This is a genomic window from Micromonospora eburnea, assembly GCF_900090225.1.
GTDB lineage: Bacteria > Actinomycetota > Actinomycetes > Mycobacteriales > Micromonosporaceae > Micromonospora > Micromonospora eburnea.
Genome location: NZ_FMHY01000002.1, coordinates 2,805,383 through 2,830,050, shown reverse-complemented (window position 1 = coordinate 2,830,050; position 24,668 = coordinate 2,805,383). Strand labels below are relative to the sequence as shown.

18 protein-coding genes and 1 riboswitch are annotated in these 24,668 nt (G+C 71.2%); of the genes, 8 read left to right on the top strand and 10 right to left on the bottom strand.

What is annotated here, in order from left to right:
- Positions 1-3: 3 nt before the first annotated feature.
- Genes GA0070604_RS13280 through GA0070604_RS13265 form a run of 4 tightly spaced genes read right to left on the bottom strand, consistent with a single transcriptional unit; the run spans position 4 to position 1,898 of the window.
- Positions 4-669: a D-sedoheptulose-7-phosphate isomerase gene (locus GA0070604_RS13280; RefSeq protein ID WP_091118233.1), complete on the bottom strand. Its 666-nt coding sequence runs from the start codon at positions 667-669 to the stop codon at positions 4-6.
- Complete coding sequence (locus GA0070604_RS13275) at positions 666-899, bottom strand: HypC/HybG/HupF family hydrogenase formation chaperone (protein WP_208602034.1); 234 nt, start codon at positions 897-899, stop codon at positions 666-668. The genes GA0070604_RS13280 and GA0070604_RS13275 overlap by 4 nt, the downstream gene beginning before the upstream one ends.
- Positions 896-1,510 (bottom strand): D-sedoheptulose-7-phosphate isomerase, encoded by a 615-nt coding sequence (locus GA0070604_RS13270; protein WP_091118231.1) that lies wholly within the window; start codon positions 1,508-1,510, stop codon positions 896-898. Before GA0070604_RS13270 ends, GA0070604_RS13275 begins: the two co-directional genes overlap by 4 nt.
- Positions 1,511-1,520: 10 nt before the next feature.
- Positions 1,521-1,898, bottom strand: coding sequence for a helix-turn-helix transcriptional regulator (locus GA0070604_RS13265; RefSeq protein ID WP_091118230.1), 378 nt, complete (start codon positions 1,896-1,898; stop codon positions 1,521-1,523).
- 147 nt (positions 1,899-2,045) lie between these two features.
- Here GA0070604_RS13265 and GA0070604_RS13260 point away from each other — a divergent pair, with 147 nt between their 5' ends.
- Both GA0070604_RS13260 and GA0070604_RS13255 read left to right on the top strand, forming a co-directional pair.
- Positions 2,046-4,334 carry a hypothetical protein gene (locus tag GA0070604_RS13260; RefSeq protein WP_091118229.1) on the top strand — a complete coding sequence of 763 codons (2,289 nt, stop codon included), beginning with the start codon at positions 2,046-2,048 and terminating at the stop codon, positions 4,332-4,334.
- A gap of 256 nt (positions 4,335-4,590) precedes the next feature.
- The gene (locus GA0070604_RS13255; RefSeq protein ID WP_091127089.1) at positions 4,591-5,025 is read left to right on the top strand and encodes an MmcQ/YjbR family DNA-binding protein; all 435 of its coding nucleotides are present in this window, start codon (positions 4,591-4,593) and stop codon (positions 5,023-5,025) included.
- Between the two features lie 450 nt (positions 5,026-5,475).
- On the opposite strand, the gene GA0070604_RS13250 is transcribed toward GA0070604_RS13255, so the two are convergent.
- Both GA0070604_RS13250 and GA0070604_RS13245 read right to left on the bottom strand, forming a co-directional pair.
- Positions 5,476-6,786 (bottom strand): cation:proton antiporter domain-containing protein, encoded by a 1,311-nt coding sequence (locus GA0070604_RS13250; protein WP_208602033.1) that lies wholly within the window; start codon positions 6,784-6,786, stop codon positions 5,476-5,478.
- Positions 6,787-7,065: 279 nt separating this feature from the next.
- The gene (locus GA0070604_RS13245; RefSeq protein WP_244161872.1) at positions 7,066-9,882 is read right to left on the bottom strand and encodes a M36 family metallopeptidase; all 2,817 of its coding nucleotides are present in this window, start codon (positions 9,880-9,882) and stop codon (positions 7,066-7,068) included.
- Positions 9,883-10,532: 650 nt separating this feature from the next.
- Between GA0070604_RS13245 and GA0070604_RS13240 the strand changes: the two genes are divergently transcribed.
- A complete protein-coding gene (locus GA0070604_RS13240; RefSeq protein ID WP_091127087.1) occupies positions 10,533-12,251 on the top strand; it encodes an LVIVD repeat-containing protein in 1,719 nt (572 codons plus the stop codon).
- 79 nt (positions 12,252-12,330) lie between these two features.
- Here GA0070604_RS13240 and GA0070604_RS13235 read toward each other — a convergent pair whose 3' ends face one another.
- On the bottom strand, positions 12,331-12,978 hold the full coding sequence (locus tag GA0070604_RS13235) for a DUF305 domain-containing protein (RefSeq protein WP_167363446.1): 648 nt from the start codon (positions 12,976-12,978) through the stop codon (positions 12,331-12,333).
- A 325-nt stretch (positions 12,979-13,303) separates the two neighbouring features.
- On the opposite strand from GA0070604_RS13235, the gene GA0070604_RS13230 reads away from it, so the two are divergent.
- Complete coding sequence (locus GA0070604_RS13230) at positions 13,304-14,257, top strand: ion transporter (protein ID WP_091118226.1); 954 nt, start codon at positions 13,304-13,306, stop codon at positions 14,255-14,257.
- 203 nt (positions 14,258-14,460) lie between these two features.
- A complete protein-coding gene (locus GA0070604_RS13225) occupies positions 14,461-17,067 on the top strand; it encodes a tetratricopeptide repeat protein (protein WP_091118225.1) in 2,607 nt (868 codons plus the stop codon).
- Between the two features lie 144 nt (positions 17,068-17,211).
- Here GA0070604_RS13225 and GA0070604_RS13220 read toward each other — a convergent pair whose 3' ends face one another.
- The gene (locus GA0070604_RS13220) at positions 17,212-18,099 is read right to left on the bottom strand and encodes a DMT family transporter (protein WP_091118224.1); all 888 of its coding nucleotides are present in this window, start codon (positions 18,097-18,099) and stop codon (positions 17,212-17,214) included.
- 144 nt (positions 18,100-18,243) lie between these two features.
- On the bottom strand, positions 18,244-19,800 hold the full coding sequence (locus GA0070604_RS13215) for a helix-turn-helix domain-containing protein (protein ID WP_091118223.1): 1,557 nt from the start codon (positions 19,798-19,800) through the stop codon (positions 18,244-18,246).
- Between the two features lie 130 nt (positions 19,801-19,930).
- Between GA0070604_RS13215 and GA0070604_RS13210 the strand changes: the two genes are divergently transcribed.
- The gene (locus GA0070604_RS13210; RefSeq protein WP_091118222.1) at positions 19,931-21,193 is read left to right on the top strand and encodes an NAD(P)/FAD-dependent oxidoreductase; all 1,263 of its coding nucleotides are present in this window, start codon (positions 19,931-19,933) and stop codon (positions 21,191-21,193) included.
- A gap of 70 nt (positions 21,194-21,263) precedes the next feature.
- Here GA0070604_RS13210 and GA0070604_RS13205 read toward each other — a convergent pair whose 3' ends face one another.
- Positions 21,264-22,106, bottom strand: coding sequence for a helix-turn-helix transcriptional regulator (locus tag GA0070604_RS13205; protein WP_091118221.1), 843 nt, complete (start codon positions 22,104-22,106; stop codon positions 21,264-21,266).
- A 127-nt stretch (positions 22,107-22,233) separates the two neighbouring features.
- Between GA0070604_RS13205 and GA0070604_RS13200 the strand changes: the two genes are divergently transcribed.
- A complete protein-coding gene (locus GA0070604_RS13200; RefSeq protein WP_091127086.1) occupies positions 22,234-22,629 on the top strand; it encodes a nuclear transport factor 2 family protein in 396 nt (131 codons plus the stop codon).
- 133 nt (positions 22,630-22,762) lie between these two features.
- On the top strand, positions 22,763-24,187 hold the full coding sequence (locus tag GA0070604_RS13195; protein ID WP_091118220.1) for a M1 family metallopeptidase: 1,425 nt from the start codon (positions 22,763-22,765) through the stop codon (positions 24,185-24,187).
- A 105-nt stretch (positions 24,188-24,292) separates the two neighbouring features.
- A riboswitch (cobalamin riboswitch) is annotated at positions 24,293-24,508 on the top strand.
- Positions 24,509-24,668 lie beyond the last annotated feature (160 nt).

The following is a 24,668-nucleotide window of genomic DNA, read 5'->3' as shown; positions in this document are numbered from 1 at the left end:
CGGTCAGAGCTCGCCGGCCAGGGCCTGCTGGATGAGTTCCCAGAGCACGTGGTAGAGGGTGGTCTGCGCCTCCTGGACCCGGTGCACGGATGCGGACGGCACCACGAACAGGTGGTCGACGACGTCGGGTTCGGCCATCCGGCCGCCGTCGTATCCGGCGATGCCGACGGTGACCAGGCCCCGCTGGGCCGCCTCCGCGAGCCCGCGCAGGACGTTGGCCGACCCCCCGCTGGTGGACAGCGCCACCGCGATGTCCCCGGCCCGGCCGAACGCCGCCACCTGCCGGGCGAAGACCACGTCGAATCCCACGTCGTTGGAGAGTGCCGTGATCAGGGCGACGTCGTGGGTGAGCGAGATGGCCGGCAACGGGCGGGCGGCCTTCGGCGGGTGCAGGAACAGCTGCGCGACGTCCTGCGCGTCCGTACTGCTCCCGCCGTTGCCGAACGCGAACAGCGTGCCACCGGCCGCGAAGGCCGCGGCGCACCGACGGGCGCAGTCGACCAGCCGCTGCCCGTGCTCGGCGACCAGCGACCCGCGCAGCGCCACGATCTCCGCCGCCTTCGCCGCGGTGGACGCCGCGACCGCGGCGAGTACCGCGTCCACATCGGCCGGACGTTCGTCGAGGAACGGATAGAGCGCCCCGAGCGCCCCCTCGACCCGGGTGCTCATCGGACCTCGTCCACCACTGCGATCGCCTCCTTGGCGTGGACCAGCACGATGTCGCCCGGCACCGCCTCGACCAGGGCGACGCTGATTTCCTCCGGGCCGGCCTCGGTGTCGACCACCGCCAGGCCGTCGCCTGTCAGCTCGCGGACCCGGACGGCCACCGCCGCGTCCGAGCAGGTGATGCAGCGGTCGTCGCCGTGGCACTCCGGCACCGGGCCGGCCGACGCGCTCACCGGACCGCCTCCCGGTCCAGCAGGCCCGGCTGTTCGAAGAACACGTGCACCAACTCCCACAGGATGTGATAGGTCGTCACGTGCACCTCCTTGACGATGCACGGGTCGTCGGAGCGGGCGATGACGACATGGTCGGCGACCGCGTCGCGGGCGATGTCACCGCCGTCGCCGCCGAGCAGGCCGACGGTGAGCAGGCCCAGGTCGCGGGCCGTCACGAGGCCGCGGCGTACGTTGGCGCACCGGCCGTCGGCCGACAGGCCGAGCGCGATGTCCTCCGGTGCGGCGAGCAGCCGAAGCTGCGCGGCGAACACCTCGTCGAAGCCGTCCGCCCGAGCGATCCCGGTGAGGGTGGCCGCGTCGTTCGTCAGGGAGATCGCCGGCAGCGCCCGCTTGCCCACGATGACCGGGTGAACGAACTCGACCACGATGTGCTGCGCGTCCGTCGCCGGCCCGCCGTTGCCGAACACGATCAGCTTGCCGCCGCGGTGGAACCGCACGGCCATCTCGTGGCAGGTCCGCGCGATCCGCTCCGCGTCGGCGGCGAGCGCCTCCCCGGGCGCGAGCCGGCGCGCGAACGCCTCGTCGACCGCCGGTGTCACGGGAGATCGCATGGTCCTCCAGTCAGCCTCGAACGACGTGGGGATGGTGACGCCCGGTGCCGGCCGCCCGGTCGAAAGCTTCCGCCGAGCGCCGCACGCAGGCGTGGACCACCTGGTTGAGGTACGTCAGGTGGGCGACCCACGTGCGGAGGTCGTCGCGCCCCTGGGCGGTCAGCGTGTAGCACCGGCGCGCCGGCCCGGCACCGTCCGTCTCCCAGACCGAGGTCACCGACCGGTCGCGTTCCAGGCCGCGCAGCACCCGGTAGACGTGGCCCGGCTCGACGTCCGACACGCCCATCGCCGCAAGCCGCTCGATCAGGTCGTACCCGTGACCGGGCCGTTCGAAGATCAGCAGCAGGAGGAACGGGGACAGCAGGCCCCGCAGCTCACGCCCGTGCATGCTTGATCCCTCCCCCCGTACGGACCACCGTCGGCTCCGTGCAGCTAAGCACAGGCAGGGGCAGAATATGCCTGTTCCTCCCCATTCAGCCGGACGAATCAACAGATTCGGCAGCGGGCGAGGTCGCCGGTCTGTGACCCTGACCGCGTGGGCACAGCACCTGGGGGCGAGGCCGTCGAGTTGCGGGTGCACGGGGTGTCCGGCGCGTCGGCGGACAAGATCCTCGACCACCCGATCGTGGTGCGGGTGGCCGGGGACCGGCTCGCCGGGTTCTACCGGCCCAGGCCGGAAACCGGCACGGCCGGCGGCGCCGCCGCCGGAGTCGCCGTCGAGGCGTACCGCTGGGGTTCCCTGACCGCCGGCGCCGCCGTGCGCACCGCGTCCATGCTGTTGCTGCTGCCGTTCATGCTGGGCAACCTCGCGATCTGGCTGCGCCCGAGGGCGGCCGACCGGTTCGGTCTGCTCGGCGCGCTGTGCCGGCTGCTCGCCGGCAGCCTCACCGCCGCCCTCATGCTGGCGATCGTCGGAGTCACGGTGAACCTCGTCGGCTGGCAGTGCGTCCCGTACGCCCAGTGCCGCCAGGGGCGGCCCTACCTGTCCTGGCTCGTCGCGCTGCCGGTGGGGCCACGCCTGGCCCTGCTGTCACTGATTCCGCTGTTCGCGCTGCGCCTGTGCTGGACGATCGGCGCCCGATCGGCCCAGGCGTTCGAGGGCTTCAGCCCGACCTCGGCGGAGCCGAAGCCCTCGGAGCTGACCGAGAGCCTCGCCACGCCCGGATTCTGGGACGACGAACGGATCACGTCCTGGCTGCGTCAGATCCACGTCGGAATCGGTGCCGGCACGGTCGACGTCAGCCTGCTCGCCGGCCTCTCCTCCGGCAAGAACGGCATGATCCGGATCATGCTGCTCTACGCCACCGCCGCGCTGGTGTTGTTCTGCGCGGCACTGCTCTGCCTGCCTGTGCCGACCGATCGGGCGCAGGCACGTCGCTTCCTGCGCCCGTTGTGGGCGACCGTCGCCACGGTGACCTGCCTGAGCCTGGCGTACGCGATATCCACCCGCTCGGTGGACGAGGGGGTGGTCGGGCAACTGCCCGGCTACGAGGGCAGCACCGGCGGCCTGATCGCGACGCAGGGCGTCCTGCTGGTGGCGATCGCCGTGGTCACCCTCGCGCGTACGCCCAAGAAACGGAGCCCGACCGAGAGCCGGCCGCTGCTGCGTGGGCTCGGTACGCCGGTCGTGTCGGCCATCTCGGTCAGCATCGCCGCGGCCTTCACCGCCACCCTGGTCTTCCGCGTCGCCGACCAGCTCGACCGGGGCTACATCCCCGATCCGATCCGGCCGAACCCGCCCGCCTACGGTCCCCTGCAGCCGCCGGTCGCGTACTGGTGGGCGGCGCTCGCCGGGGTGGCCGCACTGCTGATCGTCACCGCGGCGGCCGGCGCCACCGTCCTGCTCACCCGCCGCCGCCGGCGCATCCTGGCCGAACGCATCGTCGACCGGGACTTCCCGCGGGTGCCTCCGGACGCCGCGGCCCGGGTGAACCTGGTGCGGACCGCCATCGCCAGGTCCCAGGTGACCGAGGAACTGGGCCCGTTGCTGGTCGTGTTCTTCGTGGTCTCCGCGCTGGGTCTGGCCACCGTCGCGCTCGACCTGCTCGGGCTCGGTCCCACCGAGCTGGTGAGCCGGCTCAGCGGGCAGCACGACATCGGGATGCTCGCCGCGTACGTCACCGACGCCGGAATCTGGACCATCAGCCTGCTCGTGGTCGGCCTCGTCCTCGTCGGCTACCGCGCGTACCGGTCGCGCGAGACCCGGCGCCTCGTGGCCATCGTGTGGGACCTGGGCACCTTCTGGCCTCGGACGGTGCACCCCTTCGCGCCGCCCTGCTACGCCGCCCGTGCCGTGCCCGAACTGGCCAAGCGGGTGTCTGTGCTCGCCGCGCAGGGACCGGTGGTCATCTCCGGACACAGTCACGGCTCGGTGCTGGCCACGGCCACCATCCTGCAACTGCCTCCAGCCGCCCTGCCCAGGGTCGCCCTGCTGACCTACGGCTGCCCCCTGCGCCGCATCTACGCCCGCCTGTACCCGGCGTACTTCGGTGATCAGGCGCTGTGCGACCTGGGCGACCGGCTCGACTGGCGCTGGCGCAACCTCTGGCGCGACACGGATCCGATCGGCGGCCCCATCTTCGGCCACCACCGGGGCGCGCTGCCGAGCTGCGGCATCCCGGCGGCCGGCGACGTCGACGTCCGGCTCCGCGACCCGCGTGCCGTGGCCATCGACCCGACCGACACCGTGCCACCACCGGTCGAGCGCCACTGGCCCTACCACACGCAGCCGGAATACCAGGCGGCCGTGCGCCACCTTGCCGAGCAGGCCCGCCAGGCCAGCACGGACAATCCCGTGGCGGGACCGGAGCCCCCGCCGCCCTGATCCTCCGCCTCCGCCTCCGCCTGTGAGGACGGGACGGGTCGTCCGATCCGGATCCGTGCGGTGCCAGGAATCGGAACCCCGGGTGCCCGGTGCGCCCTCCACCACCCCGCGGCGCCGGCGGTCCGGGCCGCTGGCCTTCGTCGAGGACAAGTTCCTGGTCAGCCCGCGCCACGAGCGGCACTGCTGCTCGGCAAGGCGCTGTCGGCCGGGGTACGCGCTGGCGGAACTGTCGGAGGTCGCGGTTAGCGTGTCCGCCGTGACCAGCCGCGCAGACGTACCACCCATGCTTCTCGACCGGCTGCGGCCCATCTGCCTCGGGCTGCCCGAGACCTACGAGGAGCCGGCCTGGGTGGGTGTCCGCTGGCGCGTACGCAAGCGGACCTTCGCCCACCTGCTCACCGTTGGGCCCGACCATCAGATGGCGCGGACCCGAGCGGCCGGGCCTGTCTGTGTCCTGACGTTCCGGTCGCCGGTGGACGAGGTCCACGCCCTCCTCGCGCAGGGCGATCCCTTCTACGCGCCCGGCTGGGCTGCCGACGTTCTCGGCATGGCCGTCGACGACGGGACCGACTGGGCCGAGGTCGGCGAGCTGCTCACCGAGAGCTACTGCCTGCTGGCACCCAGGAAGCTGGTCGCCCAGATCGCCCCGCCCTCACCGGTGGTCACTCGCGAAAACGGGCTCAATCAGTGACGTAGCGGCCCCACTGCCGGGGCGGCCACTATTTTCGCGTCAACGCCACGGGTCAGCGCTGGGGTAGGCATGTTCGCAATTTCGCATTGACCTCACTCGACTCCAACTCCTCCATGCGTGGTGGGGCCGGACGGGCTCTTCCACCGATGACGTGGCCGGCCCTGACTTTGGAGTACGGATCTGACGGTGTTTGCGGTTGATACTCCACCGTCACCTGGCTCCGGCTCCGGCGGGGCGTGCGGGCCTGGGAGCGGCCACCGTGTTGATCGCCGATGATCCGTGAGGACCACCGAAGATCACGCGGTGGCCGCGCGCCACAGCATGGACCTTGACCGCTGCCGGGTCACCCTGGAAAGGCCGTGACGCATGCCGCTGACCGGTTCGCCCGGGCCGTGCCACGTCGGCCGCCGGGCAGCTCGTGGGCCGCCGTCGGGTGTGGACGTTGAGTGGTTAGGTGCGCTTGGCCGCGTTGGCGGCCAGACTGTCGCGGGGCGCGCCCGGGACGCGGCCGGTGGGTGGCGTCCTGGCCAGTTTCGGCAGGAGCGGTCCGGCCATCGCCGTCGTGACCAGCGCCATGATCACCATCATGGTGAACATCTGCTTGTCGAGTACGCCGAGACTCACGCCGACGTTCAGGACGATCAGTTCGGTCAGGCCACGGGTGTTCATCAGGATGCCCAGGGTACGGGCGTCCCGGCCGGGCAGTCCGAGAGCCAGGGCCGGAGTAGCCGCCCCGATGGTCTTGCCGACGCAGGCGACCAGGATGATCGCGCTCAGCTCCACGTAGTTGGCCAGCGTCAAGGAGGCGATGTCGACGCCCAGGCCGGTGACGATGAAGAAGACCGGCAGGAGCACCATACCGATGTTCTCGAACGGTTCGCGGATCTGCTGCCGCAGTTCTTCGGCGGGCTCGCGCGGCATGATGAAGCCGAAGGCGAACGCGCCGAAGATGGCGTGGATGCCGACCCAGGTGGTCGCGAAGGAGGAGAGGAACACACCGGCGGCAACGAAGATCGCCAGGTTGGCCGGCCGGTTGAGCAACGCGACCCGGCGGACGACGGCCGCCAGCAGCGGGCGTACCACGGCGGACATGACGGCGACGTAGGCGAGCGAGAGCGCGGCGATCTGGATCAGGTCGGTGCCGTCGCGGGCGGCGGCGATCGCCGCGACCAGCGCCAGGATGCACCAGGCGAGCACGTCGTCGATCGCCGCACTGGCCAGGGCGAGCGTACCGACCTCGGTGTTCACCAGGCCTCGGTCCTTGAGAATTCGCGCCAGCACCGGAAACGCGGTGATCGACATCGCCGCACCGAGGAAGAGCGCAAACACCACGAACGGCACTCGCTTGCCGGCGACCATGGCATGGTCGGCGTAGATCAGCGAGGCCAGCCCGACTCCCAGGGTGAACGCCAGAGCAATCGAGGCGAGCGAGACCGACAGGGTCATCACCTTACGCCGGGCCACCACCCGGCGATCGAATTCCCAGCCCACCAGAAACATGAAGAGCAGCAGCCCCACCTGGGAGATCGCGCTCAGATACGGCCGGGCCGCAGCGGGGAAGATCACCTCGGTCGGATTGCCGGGCAGCAGTCCGAGCAGGCTCGGGCCCAGCGCGATGCCGGCGAGGATCTCACCGATGACCACCGGTTGCCCCATCCGGCGTAGCCAGCGGCCGAAGAGGTGCCCGACGATCAGAACGATGGCGACATCGGCCAACACCGTGGCGATGGTGAGTTCGCTGTTGCTAGCGAGTGATTGCACGTCACCCCCCGAAAGGCCGCAATCGACAGGCCCGATTGTCAGGCATCGATGCGTTACGGGTGAGGCTAACAATGTGCCAGCTCGGCCAGCAACGGCCGGGACGGGGCTGCCACCAGAAGAGCAACCACGGATAAGAAACCGGCTCAGTTCCGAATCGGGCGTCGCCTCCGGAGGGTCGCGAGCCGCCGAGGGGCGCCGTCGGCCGTTCGACAAAGCAATCGGGCCGGAGGGCGCGTCCCTGGTCGGGACGCTCCCTCCGGCCTCGGTCGGTGCCGGTGGTCAGCCGGCGATGAACTTGAAGTAGGAGCGGTACTGGAAGCCGTTGTCGAGGGTCAGCACGAACTCGCGGCAGGTGCCGGCCCACGACGGGTCGGTCTTCCACGGGTAGTTGTACTGACCGTTGGCGTTGACCGACATGTGCGACCCACCCGGGTTACGCGCCGCGACCGGAGTCGGCCGGGGCGTGATCGGCCCGTCCGGGTTCACGGTCTTGAGCGTGTCGCAGTCCACCAGCCGCGAGTACGGCGAACCACTGGCCAGGATGTCCAGACCCCGGTTGGCGGCCAGCTTGAACTTCATCGGCGCCGCGTCACCGGCGATGACGGTGTTCAGCTCCGGCTGCCCGGCGCGGCCGACGAAGTCACCCCGGCAGGACGGGTGGGTGTCGAACGCCTCGCTGTTGTCGTTACGGTTCGTGGTGCCCTGCACCGCGCTGTAGCCCAGACCACGCCGGGCGAACGAGCCCCAGATGATGCAGGCGTTCTCCCCACCGGTCAACGCCGCGTCCGCGGCGATGATCGCGTTACGGGACGTCACGAAGCCCGGAGCGCAGCCCTGCATCTTCAGTCCGTCGATGACCAACTGCAACGCGAGGTTGTTGCCGCCGCTGTTCCACGGGTCGTAGATGTTCGGGTTGAACCCGTGCCGGTCGATCAGGTTCCAGGTCATGTCCCACAGCACCGAGGTCCAGCCGTGGCCGATGCCGTGCGGCGCGGCCAGGGAGGTGCCGTTCAGCCAGCCACCGGTCTTGATGCTGTCGTAGGTGAACGGCTGGATCTCCATGTTCCGCGAGTACGGCCGCGGCCGGATGCCGCCACCGCTGCGGTCGTCCTGGAACAGCACGTACGGGCCCATGCCGCGCTGGCCGTCGGCCGTGTCGAACTTCGGGTCGAGCAGCATGGTGAGGGCGACGTAGTCGCTCCAGCCTTCACCCTGCTGCTCATCGCCGGTCAGGCAGTTCACGCCCGGGCCGCCGGTCAGCCGGAGGGAGATGCCGTGCGTGTACTCGTGGAGGATCACGCCGGCGTCGAAGTCACCGTCGCGGATGCCCGGGTGGTCCGGGTGCTTGCGAACCGTACCGGTGGCGGTGCCGGCGGCGATGGCCGCCTTGATGGCGGCACCGTTGGCCTGGGTCACGGCGACCGCCGGGATGGTGACCCGCGCGGCCGTCATGGCCCCGGTGAGCACCGGCGCGGTACCCGCCGCGTTGTGGGCGATGACCAGCGCCTTGGCACCGGCGGCCTGAGCGACCTGGGTGCGCTGCAGATAGCTGCAGGCGGTGGTGCCGCCGTCGACCACGCTGATCCAGCCGCCCGAGGGCAGCGTGCCGGGGTACGCGGCCGCGGTGCAGCCGGTGCCGGCGTAGACGAACTGGTGCCCGGGCAGGCCAGCCGCCGTGGGCGCCGGGGAGAAGCGCGACCAGGACGCGTTGAAGGAGCCCACCCCGTCCACGACGACCTGGTTCGGGTCGCCGAACTGGGTACCCGGCCAGAGGTACATCTGCATCCGCGGAGTGCCGCCGTCGGCCGCCGGAGTGGAGAAGTTGGCGTTGTTGGTGCCGCCGCCGTCGGCCGCCTCGGCGCGGACGTAGTCGCCGCCCGTGCCGCCCCGGCCGTAGTTGTTGCTCTGGAAGTTGCCGGACGCCTCGTCGAAGCCGTACAGGTAGGAGACGTCGTGGATGACGTTGTTCCAGTAGAACAGGTTGGCGGTCGCCGCGTCCTGGTAGTTCTGCGCGTGCTCGTTCAGGTCAGCCGGGAAATCGAAGCTGAGGTTCGCCCCGCCCTCCGGGCTGCTGCCGAGGTCCGGGGCGTTGTTGTTGTCCGTGTCCTGGTAGGCGTGGACGTTGTTGCCCTGGGTGGTGGTGTACTCAGCGCCCGGGGTGCCGTTGGTGTCGTGCCAGCCGTACGGCGACGCGGTGCCGTCCGCCGGGTTGGTGACCAGGCTCCGCGACCCGTCGTTCGGGCTCTCCTTGGGCGCGTTGAACACGCGGTAGCTCGAACCGTCCTGGACGGGGTTGCGGGTGCCGGGGTTCGCCGGGCTGAGCTGCGGCGACGTCGACGTCACGCTGCGGCCCAGGTTGCTGGCGATCTCCTCGGCGTTTTCGTGGGTGGTCCAGTCGTCGGCGTTGAGCAGCTCGCCGGTCTCGGCGTCGACCGCGGCGTTCCACAGGTGTTCGTCGGTGGAGTCGTCGATCACCATCTGCCAGGCCAGCCGCAGACCGTCCTGGGTCTGCTGCCAACCGAGCTTCGCCGGGATCGGCTGATTCGAGATCCCCGCACCCGACACAACCGTCGTCTGAGCCGTGCCGGCGTTGCGGCTCATCACCTTCGCGTTCTTCGGCTCGGCCAGGTCCAGGCCCTCGGCCGCCGCCTCCACCGCCTCGACCGCGTCCAGCGACGCCACGCCGGAGGCCTTTTCCGCCAGACCCGAGACCAGGCTGTCGCCAACGTGGATGACGCTGCCGTCACGGGCGATGTTCACCGTGCTGACCGCGCCGAAGACGTCCAGGTCCTTGTACCGCTGCACCAGGTTGACGTGCGTCACCCCGTTGTGCTGGCTCGTGTAGCTCGACATCACCGCCAGGTCGGACACGTCCGCGGCGCGCACGTCGAAGTCGGCCGGATGCGCCCGCAGATAGCGCATGGCGATGTCGTTCGGCGCGCCCTCGTTCGGGCCGGTCAGGAAGATCGGGTTCGCCGGGGCCTGGTCAGGATCGGCCCAGGCGGGTTTCGTGGACAGCGTCGTCATGGACGCCACCAGCGTCGTGGACAACAGCAACGCGGCGTTGCGTCGACCACGGGACAGATGCGGGGGCACCGCTGCTCCCTTCGGGGGTTGGACAGGACAGCACGAACCGCCGATCCACGACCGCCGCAGGCGGCCCGCCACGCTCATCCGCGACGCCCACCCAACGACCACGTTCAGTAGCCAGACCCGGGCGGGGTGAATTGCATCGACGCTACGGCGCGGTTTGCGGGCCGATCATCCGACGGTTGGCGGAATATTCGAGCAGCAGCTCCTACGCCTGTCGCGGCACCGATCCGGGCGCACCCCCGGCAGCCAGGGTCAGCAAAAGCCCTGCCAGCGGCAGCGCTGCCGGCCGCGCCCGATCGACGGTGATCGGTGGGCGGCGTAGCCCCTCGGTGGCGTCGTACGGCGGTCCGGCCGGGTCGGTCTGCTTTGTAGCGTGCTGACCTGGCTCGACGGCGATGGACCGGATCTCCCGCGCCGACGGCTTTGGGACGAACCAGCCCTACCTCAGGTGGCAGCTCCGCACTAAGTTTACTTACGCAAATACGTGCATACCTCGCTGACTTCTTGACCAATGACCGCTGGCCGGTACGGTCCTTACTCACACGACGCGCCTCTCCCAGCATCTGGACAGTGCGTCAGGTCTTTCAATCGGAAGGCGGCAGATGAAACATCGATTGGGAAATGGGCCACGCCGGGGGCGCCAAGCGCTCGGCCTGGTGGCCGCAGGGATCCTCATGGTCGGCGTACTGCCCGGCACGGCGTCGGCGGCTGAGCCCGATCCGCGCATCGGGCTCGGCGCCGGCTGGCTCGACGCGGAGTCGGCGATCAGCAACCTCGAGCATGTCGCCCACCGCGACAAGCCGGCGGGGATGGGCGACCCGACGAACCCCGGCAACGGCGGGTTCTACAACTCGGACCTCGGCTTCGGCGGCAAGTACGCGTTCACGGGTAACTACAACGGCTTCAACATCATCGACGTCTCCAAGCCCACCGACCCGCAGTTGGTCACCAGCGTTGTCTGCCCCGGCGGGCAGGGCGACATCTCGGTCCACAACAACCTGGTCTTCATGTCGGTCGAGGAGAGCCGCGGACGGGTCGACTGCGGCACGAACGCCAATGTCGGCACTCGGTTCCAGGGCGTCCGGATCTTCGACGCCAGCGACGTGCGCAACCCGGTGCAGGTCGCGGCCGTTCAGCTCTGCCGCGGCTCGCACACGCACACCGTGGTGACCGACCCGAAGGACCCGGACAACATCTACATCTACGTCTCGGGCACGACCTCGGTGCGCCCGGCGACGACGATGGAGGGCTGCAACAACAACGCCGCGGACGGCGACAACCCGTCGCGGTGGCGGATCGAGGTCATCAAGGTGCCGGTGGCGGCGCCTGAGCAGGCCGCCGTGGTGAACGAGCCGCGGCTGTTCACCGACCCGGCGACCGGCCGGATCGACGGTCTGCAGAACGGGCCCCAGACGCCCCGGCACCCGTCCGGGTCGACCTGGTCGCCCACGCCGAACACCAACGCCTGCCACGACATCACCGCGTACCCCGAGATCGGGCTGGCCGCCGGCGCCTGCCAGGGCAACGGCATCCTGATCGACATCTCGGACCCGGCGAACCCCCGCCGGATCGACGAGGTGTCCGACCCGAACTTCGCGTACTGGCACTCGGCGACGTTCAACAACGACGGCACCAAGGTCATCTTCACCGACGAGTGGGGCGGTGGTAGCGGTGCTCGCTGCCGCGACACCGACCTGCCGGAGTGGGGCGCGAACGCGATCTTCGACATCGTCGACCGGAAGATGAAGTTCGCCAGCTACTACAAGCTGCCGGTTCCGCAGTCGCTGCAGGAGAACTGCGTCGCGCACAACGGCTCGCTGATCCCGGTGCCCGGCCGCGACATCATGATGCAGGCCTGGTACCAGGGCGGCATCTCGGTGTTCGACTTCACCGACTCGGCCCACCCGCAGGAGATCGCGTACTTCGACCGTGGACCGGTCAACCCGAACTCGCTCGTGCTCGCCGGGTTCTGGTCGGCGTACTGGTACAACGGCGCCCTCTACGGCAACGAGATCGCCCGCGGCTTCGACGTGTTCAAGCTGACGCCCAGCCAGTACCTGTCCGAGGCGGAGATCAAGGCCGCGTCGGAGGTTCAGCTCGGCCAGTTCAACGCCCAGGGCCAGCCGAAGATCACCTGGACGCCGAGCTTCGCGCTCGCGCGTGCGTACTACGACCAGGCGGTGCGGGCCGACGCCATCGGCCACCCGCTGAAGTCCCAGGTCGACATGTTCCTGGAGCGGGCCGAGGGCTTCGCGGCTGAGGGCAAGCGGTCCGCCGCCGCCGCGCAGCTGCGGGCGCTGTCCAACAAGCTGGGCGCGCCGGAGCACCAGCAGCTGAAGAAGGCGGTCCTGGACCTGGCGGACTCGCTCTGACCCGCCCCTGACGAAAGGGCACCCCGACTCGAAGCCATCGAGTCGGGGTGCCCTTCACCTTTGCCGTCTCCTGCGGAGGTCAGCGCAGCTTGGCCAGCATCTCCTGCATCCGCTGGATCTCGATGCTCTGGTCGGCGTTGACCTCACGGGCGAACTGGTCGCTGGCCGGCTCCAGCCCGCCACCGGTCGCGTAGAGTTCCTCCACCATCTTGAGCGCCCCCTGGTGGTGGCCGATCATGAAGGTGAGGAACAGCCGGTCGAACTCCGCGCCGCGCGCCTTCTTGAGCTGGTCGAACTGCTCGCCGGTGAGCATTCCCGGCATGAGCTCGTGCCCGGCGTGGCCGGTGTGCGGCCCCACGCTCGGCACGCCCCGCTCGTCGAGCCACCGCTGCATCCGCGCGATCTCGTCACGCTGCGAGACGTCGATCCGCTTGGCGAGCAGGGTCACGTCCGGGTTGGTGGTACGCCCCTGAAGAAGCGCGGTCATCTCCAGCGCCTGGGCGTGGTGCGGGATCATCCCCTCGATGAACAGGGTGTCGGCCGCGGTGAACCCGGGCGGCGAGACCTGGGACAGCTCGCTGGCCGACAGGGACCTGCCCGGTTGGCCGGGGGCGCCCGGCTGGACCACGTGCGAAACCGGTGGACGGTACGGCGGATCGCTGTCGGGCCAGAGGGCGACGGCCACTCCCGAGCCAACGGCCACGGTGGCGATGACAGCTGAAATCATCAGGCGACGAGACAGGGGCATGATTCACGTACCTAACTTGAGCTGCGCAGAAGTGAAGTCATAGTGCCTCATGTCCGTCGCCGTCACCAGGCTTCCAAGCGGCTTCGTATTGATCATCCACGAGCCGACGGATGGCCGACTCACCCGAAAGACCAATGCCGATCGAGCGGAATCCGTGCGCGCGGACTCCGCCCCTGACGCCACGGCGGGTGCCGGACCGCCGGCCTCCCACGGCGCACCGCCGTCCTTTGTGGTCGGTCCGGCCGACGGGCGATCCGGCCATGCCATAGGCTGCCGTCCGGTTCCGGGACCGCCGAGGAGATCCATGAAGAACACTTCCCAGACCTCACCACGCCGGCTGGCCGAGGCGTGCGAGGCGTTGGTGGCCGCCTCCTGGTTCAGCCTCGCCAGCTTCGTGGTGGTCATCGTCAACGCGATGGCGCTCGGGCTGGAGACGTACGGTCGGCTGGTCGCCGTGGCCGGCGCCTCGCTGCGGGCGGTGGAGTACGCCTGCCTGGCCTGTTTCGTGCTGGAGCTGCTCGTCCGGTTCGGGGCCCACCTGGACGCCCCGTTCGGCTTCTTCCGGGACCGCTGGAACGTGTTCGACCTGGTGATCGTCGCCGCGCCCCTGCTGCCCGGCGTTCGGGAGAACGTCACGGTGCTGCGGCTGTTGCGGCTGGCCCGCATCGCCCGTGCGTTCCGGCTCTTCCCCAGCCTGCGGGTGATTCTCGTCGGTATCCGGCGCAGCCTCCCCGGCCTCGGCAGCTTCCTGCTGGTCACCGCCCTGTTGCTGTACGGGTATGCGATCCTCGGCTGGATCCTGTTCGGCACCGCCTATCCGGAGCGGTACGGCACCGTCGGGCAGGCGATGCTGACGCTGTTCCTGTTGCTGTCGTTGGACGGCATCACCGACACGTTGCAGGCCGGCCGCGAGGTGACCGACTGGGCGGTGCTCTACTACGTCTCCTACATGGTCGCCGCCTGCTACCTGCTGACCAACCTGCTCGTCGGGCTGGTGCTCACCGCACTGCAGGAGGCGCACCAGGACGAGCGCGCCGCAGCGGAGCGGACCGCCCGGCCGGACCCTCCGGACGAGCAGCCCGAGCCGTCGGTACGGGAACAACTCGCCCGGCTGCACGCGATGCTCGACGACCTGGAGCGGCGGTTGCCGGAGGTCCGCGCCGACCAACTGGACCGCCCTCCCTCGGCCCGGGGTCGGGTCACCAGCCGGCGTCGGTCGTCGAAGCGCAGGTCGGTGAAGTCGGCGGCCGGCCGCTGACGCCGACCGGCTGAGGCGGACCGGACCCGTCGAGCTGAACAGACCCGAAGGACGCCGCCGCTCGGCCACCACGTCGTCCCGCCGCGGCACCGCCGATACCGTCCCGCATAGCGGCGGTCCGCCCGCAACTCCGTCGCGCACTGACATACTTGTCTCGGTACATGCACCGGCAACGGGTAGATGACTTCTGGGGTGAAGGGCGCATGACGGCCTCCGACTTCGGCGTCGACCCCACCACCGTGTCCTGCCCCGAGCAGTACGTCGCGCTGCTGCGCCAGCTGCGCGACCAGTCCGGCCTCGCCTACCGTACGATCGCTCGCCGGGCAGAACGCAACGGTGACGTCCTGCCCGCCAGCACCCTGGCCACCATGCTGGGCCGATCGACGCTCCCCCGTCGCGATCTGGTGGTGGCGCTGCTGCGGGCGTGCGACGTACCGGACGATCGGGCGGTGCTCTGGTTGCGGGCATGGGCCCGGCTGTCCGCCGCGCGCCCTACGGGCCGTGGTGCCGGTCGGCGCCGGTCCGCCGACCCCGGAGACGACAACGCCGCCCCGGCGAGCCGGAGCGTGGCCCCGCCCGACCCCGTGGGCCCGGCGCCGGCATCCCCCCGCGCGTCCCCGGTGCTGCGGTTGGTGGCCGGCACCGGCGTACCTCGAAGCGACCTCGGCTGGCCCGGCCAGGCGCGCGTCGCCGGGGCCGGCGCGCCCGACCCGGGGCGCGAGCGGGTGTCGCACACGCTGCCGTGGCCGGCCCCCGCTCAGGCCCCGAGCGACGGCAGCCGGCCGCCCGTGCCGTTCCAGCTGCCGCCGGCACCGCCCATCCTCCTCGGACGGGACGCGGAGGCCCGTCGCCTGATCGCCGAGACCGCCCACGACGGCGTCGTGTGCGTCGTCGCGGGCGCCGGCGGGCTCGGCAAGTCGGCCCTCGCCCTGCACGTCGCGCACCAGATCGCGGCCCGGTACGACGGCGGCTGCCTCTACGCCGACCTGCACGGAGCCACCGCCGGAATCGCGCCGGCGGCGCCGGCCGACGTGCTGGCCCGGTTCCTGCGCGCGCTGGGCGTGCCGACCACGCCCGCCTCCCTGGACGAGGCGAGTGCCCTGTTCCGCACCTGGGCCGCCGACCGTGGCGTGCTCGTCGTCCTCGACAACGCCGCCTCCGCCGCGCAGGTCCGCCCACTCCTGGTCAGCGGCCCGGAGTGCGCGACGCTGGTGACCAGCCGGTGGATGCTCGCCGATCTCGACGCCACCGTCCGGCTCCGGCTCGACCCGCTGCCGGACGAGGCGGCCCTCGCCCTGTTCGGCCGGCTCGGTGGCGCGCAACGCGTCGCCGCGGAGCCGGATGCCGCGGCCCAGGTCGTCCGGAACTGTGACGGGTTTCCCCTGGCCCTGCGGATCATCGGGGCACGTGCCGCGGCGCGGCCCGACGCGCCGCTCAGCGGCCTCGCCGAGCGGATGAACGACGAGGGACGCCGGCTGGACGTGCTGGAGGTGGGAGACCTTTCCGTGCGGGCCAGCCTGCACCTCGGCTACCAGGCGTTCGGCGACGGGCCGCAGGACGAGCACCGCACCGCCGCCCGGCTCTTCCGCCTCGCGGCGCTGCCCGACTGGGCCGACGCCACCGCGTACGGCTGTGCGGCGCTCGCGGGCCTGCCGGTGCCGGTCGCCGAGCGGGCACTCGACGCCTTGGTCGACGCGCACCTGCTCGAGTCGGCCGGCGACGGTCGGTACCGGTTCCACGACATCGTCCGGCTCTACGCCCGGGAGCGGGCCCACGAGATCGACGAGGCCGCTGACCGGGAGGCGGCGTTGAGCCGCCTGACCGGGTGGCTGTTCGCCACCACCGCCGCGGCCGCGCGGCTGCTCTATCCGCAGGAGCGGCTGCCGTTCGCCGCCCTGGACGACCCCACCGGGCAGCCGGGCCAACCGTTGACCGGCACGGCGGACGCCTGGGGCTGGTTCGAGCGCGAGCACACCAACCTGCTGATGATCGCACGGCAGCAGGTGGCGAGCGGGCAGACGCTGGCCGCGGTGCAGCACCTCGCCATCGTGGTCGTCAAGTTCATCGACTACTCCGGGTACGCGGCAGAGCAGCAACAGTTCGGCCAGCTCGCGGTCGAGGCGGCGCAGCGGTTGGGTGACCGGTCGGGCACGGCGCTGGCGTTGAACATCGTGGCCGTGGCGTTGCTGCGGCAGGGCCGGCTCGACGAGGCGATCCCGCTGCTGGAGCGGAACCTCGCCGTGCAGCGCGAGCTGGGCGACCGGACGCGGGAGGCGGCCTGCCTCAACAACCTCGGCAACGCGCTGCGCGACAAGGGCGACCTCGACAGCGCGCTGCGGAACCTGCAGGCGGCCCTCGCGATCCGGCGTGAACTCGGCGATCGTTACAAGGAGGCCAGCGTCCTCGACAACCTCGCGCTGGTGCACCAGCGCCGGGGCGAGTTCCGGCAGGCCGTCGCGCACCACCGGGCGGGGCTGGCGATCGCCGCCGACGGCACGGATCCGCTGTGGCACGCCCAGGCGCTGGTCAATTTCGCCGAGACGTCGCTGCTGGCCGACGATCACGAGGCGGCGATCGCGCGGGCCGCCGAGTCGTTGGAGATCTGCCGGCGGTACCGGCACCAGCGCGGCATCGGCCTGGCGCTGCGGGTGTTGGGCGACGCGTACGCGCGACTCGGCCGCCCGACCGAGGCCCGCCGGCACTGGCGGGAGGCGCTGGACCGGCTGGACGGCCTGGACCGGGATGCCTGCGCCAAGCTACGGGCGGCGCTCGGCGACGACGGCCCGACGGACCGGGTGTGCTCGCCCTGACGAGCGCAGGGCGAGGGGACCCCTCATCGTGAACCGGTATACCGCCGAGTCATAAGCAGGCCGCAACGGCATATCGCTCTCACTTCTGCCCAAGAGGGCGAGCATTGCCCTGAATACGCTTACCGACGACCGTCCGCCCGTCCGCTACGGGGCGTCCTCGGGAGGATCGCTCACCGGGTCGAGGTGGTGGCCGACGATGTGTGGGGACGCGGCCAGCAGGTACACCGCGAGCGTCATCACGATCAGGCCGGTGATCTCGACGGCGAGCGCCCCCGGCGTCAGTCGCAGCGTCCCGCCGAGCACGCCGATCCCGATCGCGATACCGGAGAGCGGCTCGGCCGCGGCCAGGGGCGGGTACGAGACCGACAGCGGAGCGAGGTCGAACGCGCTCTGCGCGAGCAGGGTACCGATCAGTCCGATCATGAACACCGTGTACGGCTGCCAGCTGGTCAGCAGCCCCAGCAGCCCGTGGGTGGACAGTCGGTGCACGGCCGACTGGGTCAGGGCGGACTGGAGCCCGTAGAGCATGCCTGCCCCGATCGCCAGCATCGGCGCCTCCTGCGCGGGTCGCAGCCGGCGCGCGGAGCGTACGAGCAGCAGGGTCAGCGTGCCGATACCGGCCGCGGCCACCGCCCAGTCCCAGGGTGGCACCCCCTCGGGGTTGCCGGTCCCGGGATGACCCGCCACCAGGAAGGCGACCATGCCCATGGTGACCGCCATCGCGACCCCCCAGTCCCGCCGTCGGAGCGGACGCCGGGACCACAGCGCCGAGGCCGACAGGGCGAACAGCAGGCGCAGCACCAGGACGGGCTGCACCAGCACGACCGAACCCTGCCCCAGTGCGGCGCCGCTGAGCAGGCCGCCCAGCAGCGTCGCCGAGAGTCCCAACAGCCACAGCCGCTGCCGGGCGAGATGCCACAACAGCCCCAAGCGCAGCGCCAGGCCGTCCGGGGCCTGGAAGGCGACCCGCTGCTGCACGGCCGAGCCGACGCCGAGCAGCATGGCGGCACCGATTGCCAGGATGAAGACCACCGAAGGGCCTACCCCGTCCCCTCCGTCCAAACCACCGATTTCCGCCCCGTCCGACGCACGGCACCGCCCGGCACCGCGACGCACCACCGCCCGCGATCACCGCCGGTCCGCCGGGGCCCGAAGCCTCGGCCGTGGTGGTCGCGGTCAGGACCCGGGGCGCAGCGCCGCGAGCTGGACCTGCAGTGCCAGCCGGGTACGCGGCGAGTCGAGGTCGACGGGCACGACCTCGGCGATGCGGCGCATCCGGTGTCGGAGCGTGTTGGGATGCACGTGCAATTGCCGGGCCGCCTTCCTCGGGTCGCCCTGTTGCTCCAGCCAGGCGGCGACCGTGGCGACGTAGTCGGTGCCGTGCTTCCGGTCGTGGGCCACCAGGACGGGCAGCGGTCCGCCGACCAGCAGATCGGCCTGCGGCACCGCGGTGACCACCCGGTGTACGACCACCTCGGCCCAGACGTCCTCGAAGCGCAGCACCGATCCGCGCTGCCGGGCCGAGCCGTGCAGCGCGAGCAGCTCCGCCGCCTCGGCGCGGGAACGTGGCAGGTCGGTCAACTCTCCGGCGACGCTGCCGGAGGCGGCCCGCAGGCCCGGCTCGTGCGCGGCGACGTCGTGGATCAGCCGCTCCATCCAGAGCCAGGAGCCGGGTGACTCGCCTCCGTCGACCACGACGGCGAACAGGACGTCCCCGACGTCCGCGATCAGCGGCTGACGCCAACCGTGACGGCGGGTGATCGACTCCCACAGGGCGAGGTTGTGCACCATTTCCGCGGTCCCGCTGTGCGCCTCAAGCGCGACGACCCGCCACGGTCCGGCGGGCAGGCCCAGTTCCTCCCGTCCCACCCGACCGGGGGCTCGCAGGGCGGCCCGCAGGCGGTCGGCGGACACCCGGCGCGCGACATCGGCCTGCACCCGGAGGCGGAGCAGGTGCAGCGCCAGCACCGAGGCCGCGCCCTGAAGATCACGCAGGCGCCCGTCCGGCACCGGGCCGTCGACGACGGCCCAGATCGAGCCGAGCAGCTCACCGCCGGCGCGGATCGGGATCACGAGCCGGGGCAGCGTCCCGTCCGGGCCCTGCGGCACGAAGATCAGCTCGCTCCCCTTGGCGAGCTTGCGGAACACGCCACGGGAACGGAAGTGCGCGATCACGTCACCGGGGACGCGACGCCCGACAATGGTCGAGACCCGGGCCGGGTCGGTGCGGTCCTGCCGCGACGAGTAGGCGAGCACCCGGTACTGGGCGTCCTCGATCGTCACCGGCGCGTCGACGATGGCGGCGGTCGCGTCGGCCAGGGCGAACAGTTCGTCGTACACCCCGGTTTCCCCGGTCTCGGGCGAGCCTGGCGCGGCGGCCCGGTCGATCACCCCGCGGAGCAGCCAGACCAGTTGGGCCCAGGACCCGTGGCTCTGCAGCTCGACCAGGGTCAGGTCACGGGCGGCGGCGGACGAGGTCACATCGGGATGCACGCTGAGCGGGGGCTTGAGGACGAGGCCGGCCGCCGCGGTCGCCGCGCAGCGCTCGATGACGGCGAGCGCCTGGTCCGGGGTCGCGATGCCGGCACCGAGCACGAGGTCGCCGCTCTGGCCGGCCGACGCCTCGTCGAGTTCGGCGAGGGTCACGTCGCGCACCTCCGCCGCTTTGGCGGGGACGACGACCTTGAGCAGAGCGGCGCCGACCGCCTCCACCACGCCAGCCACGGTGATCACCGCCCGATGATGCCTCGGCGTTGTTCATATCGACCAGTCGCCGGGGTGAGCGTTGGCCGGACGGAACAATGACGTCTCGGCGCGGTGACGACAGGATTGGGCCGGTCTTTGCTGCTCAAAGGAGAGAACAATGCCTGCCACCGAGTCCGCTCCCACCCCCCAACGCGTCGCCGTCGTCGGTGCCGGGATGGTCGGGTTGGCCACCGCCTGGTTCCTCCAGGAACGGGGGGTGCAGGTGACCGTCCTCGACCGTAAGGGTGTGGCGGCGGGCGCCTCCTGGGGCAACGCGGGCTGGCTCACCCCCGGCATCACCACCCCCCTGCCCGAGCCGGCGGTGCTCCGCTACGGGCTGCGCGCCGTGCTGAGCCCGTCGTCCCCCGTCTACGTGCCGCCGCGCGCCGACGCTCGGCTGCTGCGGTTCCTGGTGGGCTTCACCCGGCACAGCACCGCCGCGAAGTGGCGGGACGCGATGCGCGCCTACATCCCGATGAACCGGCGCGCGTTCCAGGCGTTCGACACGCTGACGGCCGGCGGGGTCGCTTCGATGACGAACGAGGCCAAATCGTTCATCGCGGCGTACCGGACCGAGGCCGAGCGATCGGTCCTGCTGGACGAACTGGCGCATATCCACTCCGCGGGCCAGGAGATCGAGTTCGACGTCCTGACCGGGGCCGAGGCGCGGGAGGTGGAGCCCTCGCTGTCGGACAACATCGGCGCCGCCATCCGGCTGCACGGTCAGCGCTTCGTCAACCCCGGGGAGTACGTGCACGCCCTCGCCGACTCCGTCGTCGCCCGCGGCGCGTCGCTGGTGACCGGCGCGGACGTCGTGGACATCCGCGACGAGGGGGCCGGGGTCCGGGTGGTCACCTCCGACGGCGCGGACGAGCGCTACGACGCGGCGGTGCTGGCGACCGGCACGTGGCTCGGCCAGTTGGGCCGGCGCTTCGGCATCCGGACCGTCGTGCAGGCCGGCCGCGGATACAGCTTCAGCGTGAAGATGGAGCACGTCCCCTCGGGACCGGTGTACTTCCCGGCCCAGCGCGTCGCGTGCACGCCGCTGGGCGACCGGCTGCGTGTCGCCGGGATGATGGAGTTCCGCAGCGCCGAGGCCCCGCTGGACCGGCGCCGCGTCCTGGCCATCGCCGAGGCCGCCCGACCGCTGCTGCGCGGCGCCGACCTGGACGCCCGCATCGACGAGTGGGTCGGTTCGCGCCCGTGCACCCCCGACGGGCTCCCGCTGATCGGTGAGACCAGGTCACCGCGGGTCTTCGCGGCCGGCGGCCACGGCATGTGGGGCATCACCCTCGGCCCGCTCACCGGCGAGCTGCTCGCCGAGCAGATCACCACCGGCCGGCGGCCCGTGGAGCTCCAGCCCTTCAGCCCGCTGCGCTGATGCCTCGGCTCGATGTGCCGGCGACCGCGGATGGTCGCCGGCACATCGACACGCCGATCGTCACCCCGCCTCAGCTCACGCCGCTCTCCACGGCCCCGGCCAGGGATGCCTCGGCCACCCCGGCGGGGGTCGCCGACATCGCCCGGAGCGTGTCCGCCGTGGCGGCATCCGCCGGGAAGAACGTCTCGATGGAGATCTCGTCGAGCGTCACGTCCCGAGGCGAACCGAACATCGTCGTGGTGTAGAGCAGAGCCAGCTCGCCGTACTCGGTGGACAGCCGCATGGGGACGACCAGGTCCTCGGTCGGGGCCCGGCCGGCGACCGGGCCGTTCCGCCCCGGCACCGGATAGCTCTCCAACTCCCTCAACAGATCCGCCAGGCCCTCCGCGGCGGTGCGGGCGAGCTGCCGACGGACCCGGCGCAGCAAATGCGCCCGCCACTGCGCCAGGTTGCTGATCCGCCGGGCCAGGCCGTCCGGGTGCATCGTCACCCGCAGCACGTTGACCGGGGGTGTCCGCAGCTCCGCCGGGACGTCGTGCAGGAACGCCGCCATGGCACGGTTGGCGGCCAGCAGCTCCCAGCGCACGTTGACGGCAAGCGCCGGGTTCGGCTCGTGGCCGGTGAGTACGGCTTCCACGGCCGCGCGGGCCGCGCCGAGATCGGTGAACACGCTCTCGGCGTGCATCGGTGCGAACCCGGCGGCCAGGTAGAGCTCGTTGCGTTCCCGCAGCGGTACGTCGAGTTCGTCGCACAATCGCTCGATCAGGCCGCGGCTCGGGTTGGCGCGTCCGTTCTCGACGAAGCTCAGATGCCGGGCGGACAGCTCCGCCGACATCGACACGTCGAGCTGCGAGCGGCCCCGCCGCTCGCGCCAGCGCCGGATCAGCACCCCCACGGGCTCACTCCTGGTCATGGCACCAGCCTCGCCGGTCGGCCGACGCCTGGCAATGACCTCGCAGGTAATCGACACCGACCGGTTCCGGCCGCACTGTTGGTGGTGCGGCAGCCGCCGCACCACCAACGGCAGGGAGGGAACAGCCATGGCGTCCGACGCCGGACACGCGGAGACCATCGAACGGTACGTCCGCTTCTGGAACACCGAGAAGCCCGACGAGCAGCGGGATCTCGCCGCGGAGACCTTCACTGACGAGGTCGGGTACCACGCGGTGATCGGCGTCTTCACGGGTCGGCAGGCGCTGATCGGCTTTCACGACCAGTTCACCGGGCGCATGCCGACCGCGGTGTTCCGCCCTCGCGAGGAGCCGCAGGTCCACCACGACCGGGCCCGCCTGATGTGGGAGATCGAAATCGACGAGGGGAAGCCCTTCGCCGCCGGGACCGACGTGCTGGTGTTCGACCCGGACGGCCGGATCAGCTCGGTCACCGTGTTCCTGGACCGCGCACCGGAGGGCTTCGACGCGCACGCCCACAACTGATGGCGGCGGTGGACGGGACGGCGTTCCCGTCCACCGCCCCTCGCTCGGCCCGCAGATGCTTGACGAACACGCGTCCGATGCGGATGGATAGGCGTAATCATGTGACACCAGGATTCCCATCGAGAGGATTCCCATGACATATTCACGCCTGCGCGCTGCCACAATGGCCGCGGTCGCTCTGGTGGCCGCCGGGCCCCTGGTGGCCCCGCAAGTGGCCGGCGCGGCACCGGGCAACCCCGGCGCCCCCCGCTACTCGGCCGGCGCGGCGAGCATCGGCGACCCGTACTTCCCGGACGCGGGCAACGGCGGGTACGACGTCCAGCACTACGACCTCGACTTCTCGTACGACCCGGCGACCCGGTTCATGGACGCCACCGCCACGATCACCGCCGTCGCCACACAGGACCTCGACCGGTTCAACCTCGACTTCCGCGGCCCGGAGATCTCCTCGCTGACCGTCAACGGGCACCCGCACGCCTTCACCCGCGACGGTCAGGAACTGATCGTCACCCCGCGTCCGAAGCTCAAGACCGGGCAGACGTTCACGGTGGTGGTGCGGTACGCCGGCGTACCGGCCGTGGTCACCGACCCGGACGGGTCGATCGAAGGCTGGGTGCCGACCGACGACGGCGCCTTCGTCGCCGGTGAGCCGCAGGGCACGCCGGCCTGGCTGCCCACCAACGACCACCCGACCGACAAGGCCACCTTCCGGTTCACCGCCAAGGTGCCCGAGGGGCTCACCGCCGTCGGCAACGGGCAGCTCCTCTCCCAGCGGACCAGTGACGGCTGGACCACCTTCGTCTGGGACTCGACCGAGCCGATGGCCAGCTACCTGGCGACTATCACCATCGGCAACTTCGTGGTGACCGAGACGACCACGGCGGGCGGGATCCCGGTGTACGTCGCGGTCGACCCGCGGCAGGTCGCCGGATCGGCCAGTGCGGTCGCCCAGCTCCCGAAGATGATCGACTTCTTCTCCTCGAAGTTCGGCCCGTACCCGTTCGCCTCGACCGGCGCGATCATCGACCGGGCCCCGAACGTGGGCTACGCCCTGGAGACCCAGACCAAGCCGGTCTTCTCCGGCGCGGCGAGCGTCAGCACCATGGCCCACGAGCTGGCCCACCAGTGGTACGGCGACAGCGTGTCGCCGGAGCGCTGGTCGGACATCTGGCTCAACGAGGGCTTCGCCACGTACGCACAGTGGATGTACACCGAGTACAACGGCGGGGCCTCGGTCACCCAGACGTTCAACAGCAGCAGCAACTACGGTCGGGCCGCGTCGTCGTCGTTCTGGCAGACGGTCCTCGCCGACCCGGGCCCGGTGGACATGTTCAGCAGCATCCCGTACAACCGGGGTGCGATGACCCTGCACGCGTTGCGCGGCAAGGTCGGCGACGACACCTTCTTCCGCATCCTGCGCGAGTGGGCGGCGAACAACCGCCACGGCCACGCCTCGACGGCCGACTTCATCGCGCTGGCCGAGAAGGAATCCGGGCAGCACCTCGGCGCCTTCTTCGACGTGTGGCTGTTCCAGCAGGGCAAGCCCACGACCTGGTGACGCCGGCGGGCCCCGCGACCGCTCGGGCGCGGGGCCACTGCCGTGAGACGAAGACGACACTCCGACGCGACATCTGGTGTTGCTCTGGTGCCGGCACAGCCATATATGGTGTCTGACGCAGCTGGTTCGGCCGCCCCTCACGGGCGGCCGAGGCAAGAGGGAACCCGGTGGGAATCCGGGACTGCCCCGCAGCGGTGAGTGGGAACGACCGCCGTCATCAGCACTGGACCCCCTGTGGTCTGGGAAGCGACGGCCAGTAGGAGACCGGTTCCGGCCGGTCGGGCCCGCGAGTCCGAAGACCTGCCAGCGCGTCGTACGCCCGCGACGGGCGTACGACGGTCCGAGGCCGCGCGGGACGGCCGACGCCACCGGGCACCGCCACGCCGGCGCGTGCCCGCCGGTGTCCGCTCCCGCGCGCCGAGGACCATCCGGTCCCGAGCTCGCGAGGAGTGAGTAGTGACAGTCACCGAGGTCCACCCGG

What these genes read in the sequence shown, in the direction of transcription:
- GA0070604_RS13270 (WP_091118231.1), bottom strand. Translation starts at nt 1,510, where the DNA reads ATGCGATCTCCCGTGACACCGGCGGTCGACGAGGCGTTCGCGCGCCGG.
- GA0070604_RS13280 (WP_091118233.1), bottom strand. Translation starts at nt 669, where the DNA reads ATGAGCACCCGGGTCGAGGGGGCGCTCGGGGCGCTCTATCCGTTCCTC.
- GA0070604_RS13195 (WP_091118220.1), top strand. Translation starts at nt 22,763, where the DNA reads ATGACATATTCACGCCTGCGCGCTGCCACAATGGCCGCGGTCGCTCTG.
- GA0070604_RS13200 (WP_091127086.1), top strand. Translation starts at nt 22,234, where the DNA reads ATGGCGTCCGACGCCGGACACGCGGAGACCATCGAACGGTACGTCCGC.
- GA0070604_RS13230 (WP_091118226.1), top strand. Translation starts at nt 13,304, where the DNA reads ATGAAGAACACTTCCCAGACCTCACCACGCCGGCTGGCCGAGGCGTGC.
- GA0070604_RS13235 (WP_167363446.1), bottom strand. Translation starts at nt 12,978, where the DNA reads ATGATTTCAGCTGTCATCGCCACCGTGGCCGTTGGCTCGGGAGTGGCC.
- GA0070604_RS13225 (WP_091118225.1), top strand. Translation starts at nt 14,461, where the DNA reads ATGACGGCCTCCGACTTCGGCGTCGACCCCACCACCGTGTCCTGCCCC.
- GA0070604_RS13210 (WP_091118222.1), top strand. Translation starts at nt 19,931, where the DNA reads ATGCCTGCCACCGAGTCCGCTCCCACCCCCCAACGCGTCGCCGTCGTC.
- GA0070604_RS13205 (WP_091118221.1), bottom strand. Translation starts at nt 22,106, where the DNA reads ATGACCAGGAGTGAGCCCGTGGGGGTGCTGATCCGGCGCTGGCGCGAG.
- GA0070604_RS13265 (WP_091118230.1), bottom strand. Translation starts at nt 1,898, where the DNA reads ATGCACGGGCGTGAGCTGCGGGGCCTGCTGTCCCCGTTCCTCCTGCTG.